This is a genomic window from Corynebacterium sp., assembly GCF_030532195.1.
In the GTDB taxonomy this organism is placed as follows: domain Bacteria; phylum Actinomycetota; class Actinomycetes; order Mycobacteriales; family Mycobacteriaceae; genus Corynebacterium.
Window position 1 is genome coordinate 241,447 of the sequence record NZ_JAUNLP010000002.1, and the last position, 15,905, is coordinate 257,351.

Here is a 15,905-nt window from a genome sequence, read left to right on the forward strand (position 1 = left end):
CTTTCAATGGATTCCCGCGAGTTATGCGCACGATATTGGCTATGCCTGTTCGCTTGTCGATGTGCTGTTCGCTGATGGCCACGCTCCACCCTGCAAGACCATGCCTTCCCCTAGCTACACAACCAATCGAAGAATTTGCTTAATAAATTCTTGATTTTCCCTCACCATATGCGCCCTACTACAATAAATAGAGAGTCTTTGTCGGCACCACCATCGCCGCCGAAGCCCTTGTAAAAATACAGAAAGGCCGGCTCATACAGGCCGCTACTTAGTTCACGAATTCGGCTCCACCCAGCCCGTGAAAGTTCACAACTACATACTGAAAAGTGTCAATCTCGATGCAGCGCTCCCTTCACTCATAAGGGCACATGGCCTGCATTCTCGCTACAGCGACGCACAACGTCGTCGCAAGCGCGCACTAACGCCCTGACCTTTTGGGCGTAGCAAATCTAGAAAGAACACAATTCTCATGACTAAGTCGAGCGGAGTGGAGTCCTCGAAGTCTTTCGCTTCCATCATCGTTGTCACGGCATTGATGCTGTTTTCAATGTTCTTCGGAGCGGGCAACCTCATTTTCCCGCCGAAGCTGGGAGTGGATTCCGGCACTAACTTCGGACCTTCCATCACGGGCTTCCTTCTCACTGGTGTTGCCCTGCCAGTGCTTGCAATTATCGCTATTGCGATTTCGGGTAATAACTTGCGAGACCTGGCATTTCGCGCCGGTCGAGTTTTCTCGCTGACATTCCCGGTCATCGCGTACCTGTCCATTGGCGCGTTCTACGCGCTGCCACGTACTGGTGCTGTGTCCTATGAGACCGGAGTACAGCCACTCTTCAACACCGATTCCCTGGTTGTTGCAGCGATTTTCTACTTTGTTTTCTTCGCAATCGCCCTGGCGCTGGCCTGGAATCCAAACGAAATCGTGGCCAAGCTGGGCAAAATTCTCACCCCAGCCCTGCTGATTTTGCTGGTCCTGCTGGTCACTTTGTCGGCAGTAAAGTTCAGCGCTGACCCGGCGGAGCCAATTGAGAAGTACGCCGATTCTCCATTTGCCTCGGGCTTGGTCGAGGGCTATCTCACCATGGACTCGATTGCTGCACTGGCCTTCGGCATTATTGTCATTTCGGCGCTGCGCGTCAGCGGTGTCCCGGAGGGCAAGCGCATGGTCCGCGGCACCATGATTTCCGGTCTCCTGGCCGGTGCTCTGCTGGCAATCATCTACCTGGGCCTCGGCTACATCGGACAGGTTCTGCCGAACGCCGCCACCTTCGATAACGGCTCCGGTATTCTCGCCGAAGCCTCCGGCCAGGCCATGGGCCAGGTCGGCCAGATTGTCTTCGGCCTGATTGTGCTGCTGGCGTGCATGACCACCGCAGTCGGCCTCATCGCCGCTACCAGCGAGTTCTTCAACCTGCTACTTCCGGGTATCAGCTACAAGACCTGGGCCGTCATCTTCTCTCTGATGTCCTTTGCAATGGCAACGCAGGGCCTCTCCCAGGTCCTGGCAATCGCGGCACCGATCATCACCTTCATCTATCCCCCGGCCATTGCACTGATTGTGCTGACTCTGCTGGACCCAATCATCGCCCGCAATTTCAAGCTGCACTTCACTTACCGCTTCGGCGTGTGGATGGCCGCTATTTGGTCCGCCATCTCCGTCCTGTCCAGCCTGGGCGTTGGCGGCAGCGCACTGGAAAGCTTCCTCAGTCTGGTTCCGGGTCACGCAGATCAGTTCGGCTGGTCCCTGCCGACGCTGGCAGCTGTCGTGGTCGGGTACGCAATGGACGTCGTCACGCGAAAGCGCCGTGAACATCGCACGCCAACCGTGCTTGACGACGTCAAACCCGTGGCCACTCAGGGTTAATGTCACACCCGGTTATTTGCGTTTAGCGGGCTAAATACCGCACGCTTTAGAGGTAAATTACGTCCCAAAAAGGATTCACTATGAGTACCCCCACGCGTTTCACACAGACGCTGCTATTCCGCGTCATTGTCGCGATTATTCTGGGCATCATCTGCAGCTTCTTCTTCCCGGAGTGGCTGGCCAGGATTTTTGTGACTTTCAACGGCCTGTTCGGCAACTTCCTGGGCTTCTTTATCCCGGTTCTGATTTTTGCTCTCATTACGCCGGCGATTGCCAGCCTGGGCCGCGGTGCCGGTAAGTGGCTGGGTATCACCACCGCAATTGCCTACGGTTCGACGGTGTTTTCCGGTCTGATTGCCTACGCGGCAACGCAGGGCCTCTACCTCTGGCTGCTGGGTTCGGACCAGGCAGGTAAATCGGTGGATATTGAAAAGGGCGCGCTGGAGGGCTTCTTCAACGTGGAAATGCCACCGCCCTTTGACGTCATGACGGCGCTGCTGCTGGCCTTCACCGTCGGTGTGGCTATGACCAGCGTGAAGTCGGATTCGCTGTACCGCGGTGCGGCCCAGCTGCGCGACGTGATCATGAAGATCATTGAGTCCTTTATCATCCCACTGCTGCCGGTCTACATTTTCGGCATGTTCCTGGCCATGGGCATGAACGGCAACCTCACCACTACCCTGTCGATGTTCTTCAAGGTCCTCATTCTGGCCATCATTGGCACGGTAGTTCTGCTGGCTATCCAGTTCTCCATCGCAGGTGCTGTCGCCGGTCGCAACCCGTGGACTTCGTTGAAGAACATGATGCCGGCATACGCCACCGCACTGGGCACCTCTTCCTCGGCTGCCACCATTCCGGTGACCTACAAGGCCGCGGTGAAGAACGGCGTGTCCGAGAAGGTCGCGGGCTTTACCGTGCCACTGTGTGCGACCATTCACCTGGCTGGCTCGATGATGAAGATCACCCTGTTCGCCTTTGCTGTGATGTTCATGGCGGACAAGCCGGTGTCCCCGGGCATGGCTATCGGCTTCATCCTGACGCTGGGCATCACCATGATTGCCGCACCGGGTGTTCCGGGTGGCGCAATTATGGCGGCCGTCGGTGTCCTGCAGTCCATGCTGGGCTTTGACCAGGAGCAGGTCGCGCTGATGATTGCGGCCTACATCGCCATCGACTCCTTCGGCACCGCTTGTAACGTCACCGGTGACGGCGCAATTGCCATGATTGTCAACCGCTTTGCAAAGGATGACGTCATCGACCGCTCCGAGGACTTGACTTTCGACCCAACCACGGCCGAATCCACCTCTTCGAAGACCGAGGGCTAACTCGGATCACCGAGTGTGTAAAAATTAAATAGAAGACATCCATCGGCCAACTCCCGTCGCGTGCTTGCAAAGAGTCTTCGCGGCGGGTGTTGGCATACATGTAAGGGGCCCGTCTTGGACTTCATTTCGACCCGCGACCCAAAGCGCACGCCGCACAAATTCTCGGACATTCTGCTGGGAGGTCTCGCTGACGACGGTGGTCTGTACCTGCCCGTCGAGTACCCTCAGGTCGACGATGCCACTTTGACGCGTTGGCGCTCCGTGCTTGCCGACGACGGTTACGCCGCCCTGGCTGCGGAAGTCGTCAGCCTCTTTGTGGATGACATTCCGCTGGAAGATCTGCGCGGTATCTGCGCACGCGCCTACACCTACCCGAAGTTCTCCGACCCGGATATCGTGCCGGTAACCAAGCTGGAAAATCAGCTCTACATCGGTCACCTGTCCATGGGCCCAACTGCGGCGTTCAAGGACATGGCCATGCAGCTGCTCGGCGAGTTCTTCGAGTACGAGCTGGCGCGCCGCGGTGAAACCCTGAACATTCTGGGCGCTACCTCTGGTGATACTGGCTCTTCTGCTGAATACGCCATGCGCGGTCGCGAGGGCATCAGCGTGTTCATGCTGACCCCGGCTGGTCGAATGACTGCATTCCAGCAGGCGCAAATGTTTGGCCTGCAGGATGCCAATATTCACAATGTGGCTCTTGATGGAGTCTTCGACGACTGCCAGGACATTGTCAAGGCGGTCTCCGGCGATTTGGAGTACAAGGCCAGCCGTCACATCGGCGCGGTCAACTCCATCAACTGGGCTCGTCTGATGGCGCAGATTGTCTACTACGTCTCCTGCTGGATTCGTGTCACTGGCTTAAACGGTACCGATGCCGACAACTCGCAGAAGGTCAGCTTCAGCGTGCCAACCGGCAACTTCGGCGACATCTGTGCTGGTCACATTGCGCGCCAGATGGGTGTTCCAATTGACCGTCTCATCGTTGCCACCAATGAAAACGACGTGCTGGACGAGTTCTTCCGCACCGGCTCCTACCGCGTGCGCAGTGCAGCTGAGACTCAGGCGACCTCTTCGCCATCGATGGATATCTCCCGCGCATCGAACTTCGAGCGTTTCATCTTTGACCTGCTCGACCGCGATGCCGAGCGCACCGGCGAGCTCTTCGGCGTCAAGGTCAAGGAGGGCGGATTCTCGCTGACCGGTGACCCGGCCTTCCCGGCGGCCTCTGCCACCTACGGTTTCCTGTCGGGCAGCTCCACACACGCCAACCGCATTGAGACCATCAAGGACTGCTGGGAGCGTCTGGGAGTCATGGTTGATCCGCACACCGCCGACGGCATCCATGTGGCCCGCGGTCTGGTCGAGCAGGTTGCCTCCCCTATCGTCTGCCTCGAGACCGCCCTGCCGGTGAAGTTCTCCGAGACCATTTTGGAGGCCACCGGCCGCGAGCCCGAGTGTCCGGAGCGTTTTGCCGACATTATGAACGCACCTCGTCGCGTCACTGATCTTCCAAACGATGTCGACGTGGTGAAGAAGTTCATCGACGACAACGTCGCTTAAGGCAGCGAGCCTACTCGGGGGGGGGGCTGCAAAGCAGGGGTAACGCGACCAGCGGGAAATGTTGGAATGTGCCCCATTTTCTTAGGGCAAACAGCGTTTTCTTCGCCTCGGGGGCTGTTTTTACCCCCGTAAACGCCTCACAATTGTCCCCATGAGTATCACTCGACTTAAAAATGGCACGCCCTTCCACGACGTACCAGCCACCAAAACCACGCGGGCCACAGACCCCGCCCAAAGCCCAACCACCGTCTCGCGCGTATTGGCCAATGCACTGGCAGAGCAATGCAACCACTGCTTTGGGCTGGTCGGCAATGCCAACTCCCATTTCACCTCCGCGCTGACAGAGGCTGGTTTTGGCTATTCCTCGGTTCGTCATGAGTCAGGTGCCGTCGGTGCCGCCGATGCCTTCTACCGGGCCGGTGGTGGACTCGCCATTGCCACCGCCACCTGCGGTGCGGGTTTTACCAACGCGCTGACCACGCTCGCTGAGGCCCGAGTTGCTCGCATTCCGCTAGTTTTCGTTGTCGGGACGCACCCGGCGCGCCCGCGCCCCTTCGACCTCGACCAAGCAGCACTCCTCGACGCACTGGATATCTGTCACCGCACTATCTCCCCAACATCCGTGCTTGACGACGCACACTTTGCGGTCGCACACGCCCTGAGCACTCGGCAGCCTGTTGTGCTGCAGCTTCCCTACGATCTTCAGGAGGCACCCGCGGAGCTCAGTTCGGCGAACAGGCGCGAGACATCCGAGACACAGCCCGATAACCACCTCGACCAGCACCAAGACGAGCGCTACCAGCGCAAAGCCGCATCGCTAGCGCACACCTTGCAAGACGCGCAGCGGCCACTGATTATCGCCGGTCGCGGTGTACTGCTTTCCGATACAGCCGAGCTGGTACACAAAATTGGTGACCAGGTCGGAGCACTATTCATGCACTCAGCAATGGCGCGACATGTCATTGCCAGCCCCTGGACAATTGGGACGGTTGGCGGCTTTGCGCACACATGGCAGGTGGAGCTTGCCCGGCAGGCCGATGTGGTGGTGTTCCTAGGCGCCAGCTTCAATGCATTCCAGAACCGCGGCAGCAACATGTTTTCACCGTCCGCGGAAATCATCCAGATTGTGGATGAGCCGCACCCAGCATCGCAACCATCGGTTACTCCCCTGCTGGCTCGGCTGGAGGATTTTCTGCCGCACCTCTTAAGGCAGCTGAAGGAACTGGAGGGCAAGTCGCAAGAGACGTCGTCAAGCACATGGCGCGCACGTGTGGGCAACTTGCCTACGACCCCAGCGGAAGCGCTGATCTGCGAGGATGGTCGGCTCGATCCGCGCGCGTGCCTACAGTATCTGGATGCGGCGATGCCGAAGAAGCGCGCCATTTGTACTGATGGCGGGCACTTTTTGGGATGGGTGCCGAAGTATCTCGATGTGCCCGGCCCGCAGCAGCAGGTGATAGTGGGAACGGCGATTCAGTCGATTGGTATGGGCATGGGTTCACTGGTGGGGCTTGCGGCAGCGAGGCCTAAGGATTACTGCGTGCTCGTGGCCGGCGATGGCGGCGGCACGATGGGCATGGCTGATCTGCCGGCAGCGATTGAGCAGCTGCGGCGCGGCCGTGGTGGTCTGATTGTGTTTATCAACGACGCCGCGTACGGCGCTGAGCTGCATCAGTTCGGCGGTGTTGGGCTGGATACGTCCTCGATGGAGATTGCTGACTACGACTTCGCCGCACTTGGCAAAGCTTTCGGGGCGGACGGCTTTAGCGTGAGTGGACCGGAGGATTTTACGCAGCTGGACACGTACTTCGCGGCCATTGCGGAGGATAAGTCAGATAGCGGGGCAGCTCCGGTTGCGGTCATTGATTTCAAGGTGTCAAGGCTGGTGGTCGCGGACTTTGTGAAAGAGGTGCTGGCTCGTTCCACGCGCTAACGGGGGCATTCGCGCCTTATTGCATTATGCATAGTTGTTGCCGTCTACAATGTTCGGAGTGGAACAGCAGCGTAACAGTATTGAAGATGGTGCAACGACGAAGCAAACGGCCAACGGGTACAAGGACCCGCGGGAGCAGGTAACTGGCCGTGCGATTGCCGTCTGGCTCGCCGCGCTGGTGACCTACATCGTCGCCATTGTGGGCCGTACGTCGCTGGGTGTTGCCGGTGTTGAGGCGCTCGACCGCTTCCAGATCAACGCCTCGCAGCTCGCCGTTTTCACCGCTGTCCAAGTCGGGGTCTACGCACTGGCACAGATTCCCACCGGCATCATCATCGACCGCATTGGGGCGAAAAAGACCATGGTCGCCGGTGCTCTTATCATGGCGCTCGGCCAGGTCATCATCGCCTTTACCACGTCCTATCCCCTGGCCGTGGCTGCGCGCATTTTCATCGGCGCCGGCGATGCCACCGCGTTCCTCGGCGCTATGCGACTTCTCCCCGCATGGTTCCCGCTCCGCGTCACCCCACTGTTTACACAGCTGACGGCGGGGCTCGGGCAGCTGGGCCAGTTCATCTCTGCCGTGCCATTCCTCGCCATCCTCCACGCCGCTGGCTGGGTTCCGGCGTTTCTGTCGCTGTCCACCGCAGGTCTGATCATCGCCATCGTGGGGTTGATCGCGCTTGCCGACGTTCCGGAGGACACCAACGCGGTCAAGATGACCCGCAGTGAGCGTCGAGCCGCAAAGAAGGCTGCGAAGGAAGCAGCGAAGGCCAACCCAGCTGCGGCTGACGCGCGCCTCACCATCGGCCAGACACTGAAGATTGTCACCACTCACCCGGTGTGCTGGCAGGGCTTCTTCACACACTGGACAGGTCTGATGCACCAGTGCATTTTCACTCTGCTCTGGGGCATGCCGCTGATGACGCTGGGTCTGGGATTAGAGCCAGCACAGGCCAGTATTGTGCTGGTCATCAATACGCTGTCGGTGATTGTGGCCGGTCCGCTGATGGGCATGGTGTCGGCACGCACGGGCCGCGGACGCATCAAGGTTGTCGTCGCCATTGCAGCGATTGACATGCTGATCTGGATTGTCTTCCTGCTACCGTCGAACCCGCCGGCGCTCTGGGCCATCATTGTGGTCAACATCCTGATGGCCGGCCTCGGTGCGATGTCCAACTTCGGCTTTGACTCCGTGCGTGAAGAGGTCGACCGCAAGGTCCTTGCCACCGGCACTGGCCTGGCCAACATGGGCGGCTTCGTCGCCACCATGCTGGCGGCCCAAGGCGTTGGCTTCCTGCTGGACATCTCCTCCACAGATGGCAACTACACCTGGGAGTCCTTCCGGATTGGCTGGTTGGCCGTCATCGCTGTGTGGGCCATTGGGTTCATCGGCCTGCTGGTGGCCAAGCGCGCAGCTGCTCGCTTCGTTGAAAACCAGAAGCGCTTCGAGCTCGATCCAGTCGACTAAAACCTAGAACAGCGCCAACTGCTGCGGATCGTCCGGGTCATCGGGATCATCGGAGTTGTCCTGAGCCGCCGAGTTCTCCGACTCGGCTGCGTTCTCGGTGCCGTCGTCACGCGAAGTGCGCTCTGAATCCGGCTCGAATGCCTCGCGCTCGTAGATTTCCTGGAGCTTTTCGGTCTTGGTGATGCGGACGAGCTCGGCGTAGATAACCAGCTTCATAGAGCTGTTGACAAGTGGCCCAAGCTGCGAAAACAGCACTTCGACATCACCGTCGACGGCAAGGACTGCGCGGCGAAGGCTGTCTTCGGAGATAATCCAGCGGGAGGTCTCGGCGCACTTTTCACGGTCGCCGATAAAGTCCAGCGCCAGTGCGACCTGATTGCTAGCGACGCCCTCCAATGTGGCAGAGAGACGCTCGTTGGGAGCGGCATCTTTAAACAGACGGGCAATCTGAACGGCCTCGGCAGTAGCTACCTTGCCAGCGGCGTACTCAGCGATGAGCTCAGCCATCCTTTGTGCACCGATGTGCTGGTCGGTCAACCAGATATCGTGCAGCGCGTACATGACTGCCATGGCCTGCCAGGACGCATGTCCCCGGTAGAGAATTCCCAGGATACCGGCCTGTTCCAGCAGCCAGCCGACCATCGCCTCGCCATCGGCGCCATTGCGGGCACAGAGGTTTTCCACCTGCCATGCCATGTGGCTTTCCACGCAGCAGCCGTAGAACTTCTGGTCCTCCTCCAGCTGGGCGGCAAGTGAGACCACCTCGCAAGCGGCATACGGGTAGCCGTAGGCCAGTGTGGCGTGCGAAAAATCATCAACGCCCATAGTCACCCACGGGAATTCGCCGTGCCAGGGACCTCGACCGACAAGGAAACCAGCCACCAGATACGCCCAGCGCGTCGAGGCATCCGCGTTGTACCAATGCTCCAATGCCCGTGGAGTCGGGTGCCCACTGTCAGCGTAAATCAACCCAGCGTTGACCAGCATTTCCACAATCCACGGCGCTGCAAAGGCACTCGCACCAATCGACGCTGCGAAGTCCTGAATCCACAACAAACTGGACTCTTCATACATGTGCAGCGGGTCTTTCAGACGGCCGTCATCGCTACCTGCGGCATCCATGAACGCCGACGCAAAGGCCACCGCGGCGACGGAGGCGTCGTCAAGCTCCTTCGACTCCAACGTTGCCGGGAACGGCTCTGTCGGATGAGGCTTGCGGATCGTCCACATATCCTCCTTCAGAGCAAGCGCGACCGCGCCGACAATACGAGCAATCTCCGGCGGAGCGGCCTCGGCCATCTCTTCAGTGGCAAACGCCGACATCGACGGCGACTCGACGATGGCCAACAGCAACCGCTCCTCTGCCCAACGAACTGCATCGATGCGCAGTTCCGACCACATTGTCGACGGCAGAAACTTCTCATCAATAGCCATCCACCGCAGCTCATTGCGAATATCCACCGGCGCGGTGGCAATAAGCGCGCGCACCTTGCGAGGATCACACAAAAAGCCCGCGAGCCGCTCAATACGCTGCTCCGTCGTGCCCTCCGGATCTAGCCCTAGGCGCTCCATGCGCCGAGCGAGCATGTCCTCCGGCAGATTCGCCACCAAGTCCGCAACGTGGAAATCCAAGCTCGGCTCAGTCGGAAAAATCCGCGAAATATGCGACGGCACATGCCATACGCCCGCCGGCTCCTCCCACACCAGGCCCTGGCGCTGGCCACGTTCCAGCACTCTTTTCAGCTGCTGCTTGCCGACGGGATACCTCTTGCGGTCCACGCCCTTTGGAGTGTCGTGGGCCATGACGTCAGCATCCGAGGCCCAGTACGCGACCTCCGCGAGAGTCTCGAGCGTGGCGGAGTCTGCCAAAATATGAATCAAATGAGCAACGTCGAGCACATCGGGCTCACAAAAAGATAGCGCCGTGTGTGCGGACTCCTGCGACATCAATAGCTCCACCGCGTCCTTGCCCGCGGCGGAGGAATCGGCCGAGGGGCAAGTGCGGCTCAGCAAAAAACGCAGGTCAGTGCCGTCCAGGTTGAGAATGAAGTCCTCATACCTGGGGCGAACCGAGTAATCGACGTTGCGTTCCATAGCCCACCATTATGCCCGGCCTTTCCGCCAGGGCAAAGGCACACCGAAATTTTTTACAAAGAGTTGGTTTTCCCTCAGCCGTGGTCAGGATTTTCCTCTCCCCAGAACACCTTGTTCACTACGCGCTCCGAATGGCGCGTTAGCCGCAGGTAATGCTCAATGAAACCATTGGAATCTGCAGGATCCCACCCGGCGGCACCTGCGACCTGCGTCAGATGACGTCCCGGCTGCGGCAGCTGGTCCGTGCGCTTTCCGCGCGTGAGCACCAGCGCATTTCGAGCCTTCGTAGCCATCAGCCACGCATCGCGCAGTGCATCGGCATCTTCCGCGTCCAGAATCTCGTGGGATTTCAGTACCTCGAGTGTCTCGAGCGTAGAAGTATTGTGCAGCTCAGGTACTTCGTGGGCGTGCAGCATAGTCAGCAGCTGCACCGTCCACTCAATATCCGTCAGTGCACCAGAGCCGAGCTTGGTGTGCGTGCGACGATCAGCACCATGTGGCAGACGCTCGGAGTCCACGCGCGCTTTCATGCGGCGAACCTCACGCACCATCTTGGTATCAGCACCACCCTGCGGGTAACGCAGTCCATCGATGCCGTGGAGGAAACGCAGGCCCAAGTCCTTATCCCCAGCAATCCAGGTAGCACGCAGGAGCGCTTGAATCTCCCAGGTCTCGCCCCAGCGTTCGTAGTAGGTCAGGTACGAGTCCAGTGTTCGCACAATGGGACCCGAACGTCCCTCCGGACGCAGGTCCACATCGACTTCCAGCGGTGGGTCCTGGCTGGGCTTCGCCAGGCGACGCCGCAGCGAGTCACAGATGCGCGTTGCCCACTTGACCACCGCAGCATCGTCGACAAGCGGATTTCCGTCGGCGTCCTTGCGCGGTTCACAGATGAACATCACATCAGCATCCGAACCGTAGCCCAACTCCGCGCCACCGAGGCGTCCCATGCCAATGACGGAGATGATCCCTGGGATCTCACGGTCCGGATGCGCCAGCTGCCAGCCACGAATTTCAGCGGATAGCGCTGCTTCCAGCACGTTATCCCACACCATGGACAGCGAATGGCAGACCTCGCGCACATCCATCAGCCCAAACAGGTCGGCAGAGGCAATACGCGCGAGCTCAGCCCGACGCAGCGAGCGAGCCACCGAAATGGCCTTGGCCGGATCATTGTGCCGCGACGCAGCCGCGACCAGGGCCTTGCCAACGGTCTGCGGATCGGTATCCAGCAATTTCGGCCCCGAAGCACCATCGCCAAAACGCTTAATAATCTCCGGCGCGCTCATCAACAGATCCGAGGCATACGGCGACGACCCGAGAACACGCATCAACCGCTGGCCGACGATTCCTTCATCCCGCAGCATTCGAAGGAACCAGGACTGGGCATATAGTTTCTCCGACAACTTGCGATAGTTCAGCAGGCCCGCGTCGGGGTCTGGGGTTGTCGACAACCACTCCATCAATGTCGGTAGCAGCATCGCCTGGATGCGCGACTTGCGCGAACTACCGGCAGCCAGCGCCGACAGGTGATCATAGGCGCGATCTGGGTATTGATAACCGAGTGCGGCCAGCTGACGCTTGGCGGCATCTGCCGACAGCTGCAGCGTCCCGATGTCCTGCTCGACAACGAAGTTGAGCAGCGGACGGTAGAAGAGCTTATTGTGCAGCGAACGAATCTGAGAGCTAGCCAGGCGAACCTGGCGCGCCAGTGTCTTGCTGGCATCCTTGCTGCCCTCCCCTGTCAGACCAGCTGCGCGGCCGAGCCACTGCAACGCGTCGGTGTCATCTTCCGCGGGCAGCAAGTGCGTACGTCGCATCTTCTGCAGTTGGAGTCGGTGCTCAAGCAGACGGATGAACTCATAGGCATTAATCAGTGCGGCACCATCTTCACGGCCGATGTAGCCGCCCTCCACCAAGGCGTCGAGTGCCATCACCGTTGGCAATACTCGCAGGCTATCGTCATAGCGGCCATGGACCAGCTGAAGTAGCTGCACCGCGAACTCAACGTCACGCAGGCCACCGCGACCGAGCTTTAACTCACGCCGACGCAAGTCCTCCGGCACATTCTGCACCACGCGTGCGCGCATGCGCTGGACATCGTCAACAAAGGACTCACGCTGCGAGGCATTCCACACCATTGGTGAGAGTGCATCGACGTATTCGTGCCCGAGCTCTACATCGCCAGTCATCGGCCGTGCCTTCAGCAGGGCCTGAAACTCCCAGGTCTCAGCCCAGCGCTTGTAGTAGGCGACATGGGAATCGACAGTGCGCACAAGGGCACCGGACTTGCCCTCTGGGCGCAGATTGGCATCGACCTCAAAGAAGCAGTGACAGGAGATGCGGATAAATTCGCTGGCCAGGCGCGTCGCACGGGCATCTGCGGGCTCAGCGACAAAGATGACATCGACATCAGAGATGTAGTTGAGCTCTTCGGCACCGCACTTGCCCATGGCGATAACCGCCAGCCGTGTGGATACCGGAGAGGAAGGAAAGACCTGCTGGACTGCAACGGCCAGCGCTGCGGTCAGTGCTGCATCGGCCAGGTCACTAAGCGCTTCGGAGACCTGAACAAAAGACACTTCCGGCTGACCAGGACGCCGCTTTCCGCGTGGGTAAGTGCCGGCCAAGTCAGCTGCGGCAATACGCATAATCAAATCGCGGTACGCACATTGCATGGCCACTTCTGCTTCGCGGCCGGTGAGCTCTGCACGATAGAGACCCGGTCCTTCCAGCGTGGATGGGGCAACAACTGGTTTGCGGTACTCGGGGTCTTTCGCCTTTTCCAGGCTCGCTTCATCGGTGAGCTCAATGACTTCTGGCTTAGCCCCAACGCTGGACAGCATCTCGCGGAACATATCGGCCTCGGTGGGAAAGTCCGCCTGCAGCAGCACCCACTTATCAGGATGCGCCACTAAGTGGTCACCCAACATGCTTGAACCACCGAGCAGTGCGAACAGCCGAGTGCGAAGCGGCACCTGCTCACGCATGGCAGCATCGAGGCCGGACCAAGTGGCCCAATCCTCCAGCTTTCCATCGTTTTCCAGCTCATCCAGTGCGCCTTTCAAACGCACCAGCGCCATCAGCGCCAGATTGGGATCGCTGGCACCGGCAAGTCCCCACAACAGCTGGAGAGATCGCTCGTTATACCACCCCAAATCTTCGAGGTCGGTGCGCGTTCGTTCGTCGTTACGCAGCCCTAGCGCAGCCGGACGTGGCACCGACTGACGAGTAGTGCGCGGTCGATTCATCATTGGAAAAGGTCACCCGTTAACAAACGTTTCGAAATTAGTAGTCCAAAGTTGTGCGCAGCTCCCACTGCGTTACCTGACGCTGGAAGTCGCGCCATTCCCGCCACTTGTTAAGAAGGAAGAATTCGTAGACGTGGTCGCCCAGTGCATCGGCGACGAGGTCGGAGCGTTCCATTTCCTGCAATGCCACTTCCAGTGATGTCGGCAGGTCGCGGTAGCCCATCGCACGGCGTTCACGCCTGGTCAGCTCGGAGATGTTGTCTTCCGCCTGCTCGGGCAGTTGGTAGCCTTCCTTGATGCCCTTGAGACCAGCGGCCAAAATCACCGAGTAAGCCAGGTAGGGGTTACAGGCGGAATCCAGCGAGCGAATCTCCACTCGACGGGAATGTGCCTTGCCCGGCGAGTACATGGGTACACGCACGAGAGCTGAGCGGTTAGCCATGCCCCAGGTGGCCGACGTCGGCGCCTCGTCGCCGAATGCCGTGCGCTTGTAGGAGTTGACCCACTGATTGGTCACGGCGGAGATTTCACTGGCGTGTGTCAGGATGCCGGCGATGAACCCCTTAGCGGTATCCGACAGCTGGTTTTCATCATCGGGGTCGTGGAATGCATTGGTGTCGCCCTCAAAGAGCGAGATGTGCGTGTGCATGCCATTGCCCGGCTGGTTTTCAAACGGCTTCGGCATGAACGTCGCCTGGACACCGTTTTTAATAGCAATCTGCTTAATGATGTAGCGGAAGGACATCACGCTGTCCGCCATGGTCAACGGATCTGCGTAACGCAGGTCAATTTCCTGTTGTCCCGGCGCATTTTCGTGGTGGGAAAACTCCACCGGAATGCCCATGTCCTCCAAGACGGTGATGGCCTCCTGGCGGAAACGTGGTGCACGGTCGTAGACCGCCTGGTCAAAGTAGCCGCCATTGTCAGTCGGCACCGGTGGCTTACCGTCCGTGTCCAAGCTCTCTACCAGGAAGAACTCAATCTCCGGGTGGATGAACGCGTGGAAGCCTTCGTCGGCAAGCGCCTTCATCTGACGACGCAGCACCTGACGCGGATCCGCCCACGACGGCTGACCATCGGGCATGACAATGTCGCAGAACATGCGAGCAGAAGTAATCGTGTCATCGTTGTGCAGGTTGGGCATGACCTGGAAGGTGGAGGGGTCCGGCTGGGCGATGGTGTCTGCCTCAGAGACGCGTGAGAAGCCCTCGACTGCAGAGCCGTCGAAGCCAATGCCCTCTGCGAAAGCTCCCTCCAGCTCAGCTGGTGCTACCGCAACCGACTTGAGATAACCCAAGATATCGGTGAACCAGAGGCGAATGTAGCGAATATCTTGTTCTTCAATTGCGCGAAGGACGAATTCCTGCTGACTGTTCATACTTTCCAACGTTACCCAGGCGGGCGGACTCGCGGTGTGCAATCGCCCCTTCTAAGAAGGCGTGCACCGAACTTCCGCGGCAATAAGTGCGTAACGACGGCACTGAGCAAGTGCCCCTTGCTACTTCGTATCCTCCGAGGTCTGTGGCATGCTCTATTGGCATGAGCGGAAAAAAGATTCGTCTGAACAATCTTGCCGAATGGAAGGCTGAGTCCCGCCCCTGGGCAATGCTGACCTGCTACGACTACTCAACTGCGCGGGCATTTTCCGCCGCTGGCATTGAGCTTCTGCTGGTGGGCGACTCCGCGGCAAACGTGATCTACGGCTATGACACCACCACTGAAATCACTCTGGAAGAGATGATTCCGCTGGTCCGTGGCGTGGTGCGCGGCGCTGGCAATGCTCTGGTGGTCGCCGACCTGCCCTTTGGCACCTACGAGGCCTCCGATGAGCAGGCAGTCATGTCCGCTGCGAAGATGATGCGCGAAACTGGCGCACACATGGTCAAGATCGAAGGCGGCGTACGCATCGCACCGCGTATCCGCGCACTGGTCAACGCCGGCATTCCGGTCATGGCACACATCGGCTTTACCCCGCAGTCCGTCAACGCGCTGTCCGGTTTCAAGGTTCAGGGACGCGGCAGTGGCGCCGAGCAGCTGCGTGCCGACGCCCAGGCGGTGGCCGAAGCTGGTGCCGCAGCCGTTGTCCTGGAGATGGTCCCGGCTGAGCTGGCAACCGAAATTACTCGTGAACTGCCTATTCCAACCTGCGGTATCGGCGCTGGCAACCAATGCGATGGTCAGGTGCTGGTGTGGCAGGATGCCTTTGCAGTGCCGGCCGATGGCCGTAGGCCGTCGTTCAGCTCGGTGTTCGGCGAGGTCGGCGAGATGCTGACCAATGGTGCAAAGCAGTACATCGACCAGGTTCACTCCCGCGAATTCCCGACCGAGGCGCAGAACTTCTCCGGTTAGTTACTGCTTTTTAGTAGACAAAGTCGCCCAGGCGCCCAGCCTATGGGCGCCTGAC

The 15,905-nt window shown here is 59.4% G+C and carries 9 protein-coding genes; 6 read left to right on the forward strand and 3 right to left on the reverse strand.

The annotated features are described in order from the left end of the window. The first annotated feature begins 469 nt into the window (after positions 1-469). The 5 genes from brnQ (at position 470) to Q4E11_RS03885 (ending at position 8,156) form a co-directional block, all read left to right on the forward strand. A complete protein-coding gene (brnQ, locus tag Q4E11_RS03865) occupies positions 470-1,864 on the forward strand; it encodes a branched-chain amino acid transport system II carrier protein (RefSeq protein WP_303163821.1) in 1,395 nt (464 codons plus the stop codon). Between the two features lie 80 nt (positions 1,865-1,944). After that, positions 1,945-3,189 carry a dicarboxylate/amino acid:cation symporter gene (locus Q4E11_RS03870; RefSeq protein ID WP_303163823.1) on the forward strand — a complete coding sequence of 415 codons (1,245 nt, stop codon included), beginning with the start codon at positions 1,945-1,947 and terminating at the stop codon, positions 3,187-3,189. Positions 3,190-3,303: 114 nt separating this feature from the next. Continuing rightward, positions 3,304-4,752 (forward strand): threonine synthase, encoded by a 1,449-nt coding sequence (gene thrC, locus Q4E11_RS03875; RefSeq protein WP_303163824.1) that lies wholly within the window; start codon positions 3,304-3,306, stop codon positions 4,750-4,752. Between the two features lie 151 nt (positions 4,753-4,903). After that, positions 4,904-6,685: a thiamine pyrophosphate-binding protein gene (locus Q4E11_RS03880; protein WP_303163825.1), complete on the forward strand. Its 1,782-nt coding sequence runs from the start codon at positions 4,904-4,906 to the stop codon at positions 6,683-6,685. A gap of 49 nt (positions 6,686-6,734) precedes the next feature. Further along, positions 6,735-8,156 (forward strand): nitrate/nitrite transporter, encoded by a 1,422-nt coding sequence (locus Q4E11_RS03885; protein ID WP_303163826.1) that lies wholly within the window; start codon positions 6,735-6,737, stop codon positions 8,154-8,156. 3 nt (positions 8,157-8,159) lie between these two features. On the opposite strand, the gene Q4E11_RS03890 is transcribed toward Q4E11_RS03885, so the two are convergent. The 3 genes from Q4E11_RS03890 to Q4E11_RS03900 form a co-directional block, all read right to left on the reverse strand. Continuing rightward, positions 8,160-10,250 (reverse strand): hypothetical protein, encoded by a 2,091-nt coding sequence (locus Q4E11_RS03890; RefSeq protein ID WP_303163827.1) that lies wholly within the window; start codon positions 10,248-10,250, stop codon positions 8,160-8,162. Between the two features lie 74 nt (positions 10,251-10,324). Continuing rightward, entirely contained in the window at positions 10,325-13,504 is a 3,180-nt protein-coding gene (locus tag Q4E11_RS03895) for a bifunctional [glutamine synthetase] adenylyltransferase/[glutamine synthetase]-adenylyl-L-tyrosine phosphorylase (protein ID WP_303163828.1), read from the reverse strand. A 34-nt stretch (positions 13,505-13,538) separates the two neighbouring features. Beyond that, positions 13,539-14,879 carry a glutamine synthetase family protein gene (locus tag Q4E11_RS03900; RefSeq protein ID WP_303163829.1) on the reverse strand — a complete coding sequence of 447 codons (1,341 nt, stop codon included), beginning with the start codon at positions 14,877-14,879 and terminating at the stop codon, positions 13,539-13,541. A gap of 161 nt (positions 14,880-15,040) precedes the next feature. Between Q4E11_RS03900 and panB the strand changes: the two genes are divergently transcribed. Then, the gene (panB, locus tag Q4E11_RS03905; RefSeq protein ID WP_303163831.1) at positions 15,041-15,850 is read left to right on the forward strand and encodes a 3-methyl-2-oxobutanoate hydroxymethyltransferase; all 810 of its coding nucleotides are present in this window, start codon (positions 15,041-15,043) and stop codon (positions 15,848-15,850) included. The last annotated feature ends 55 nt before the right edge of the window (positions 15,851-15,905 follow it).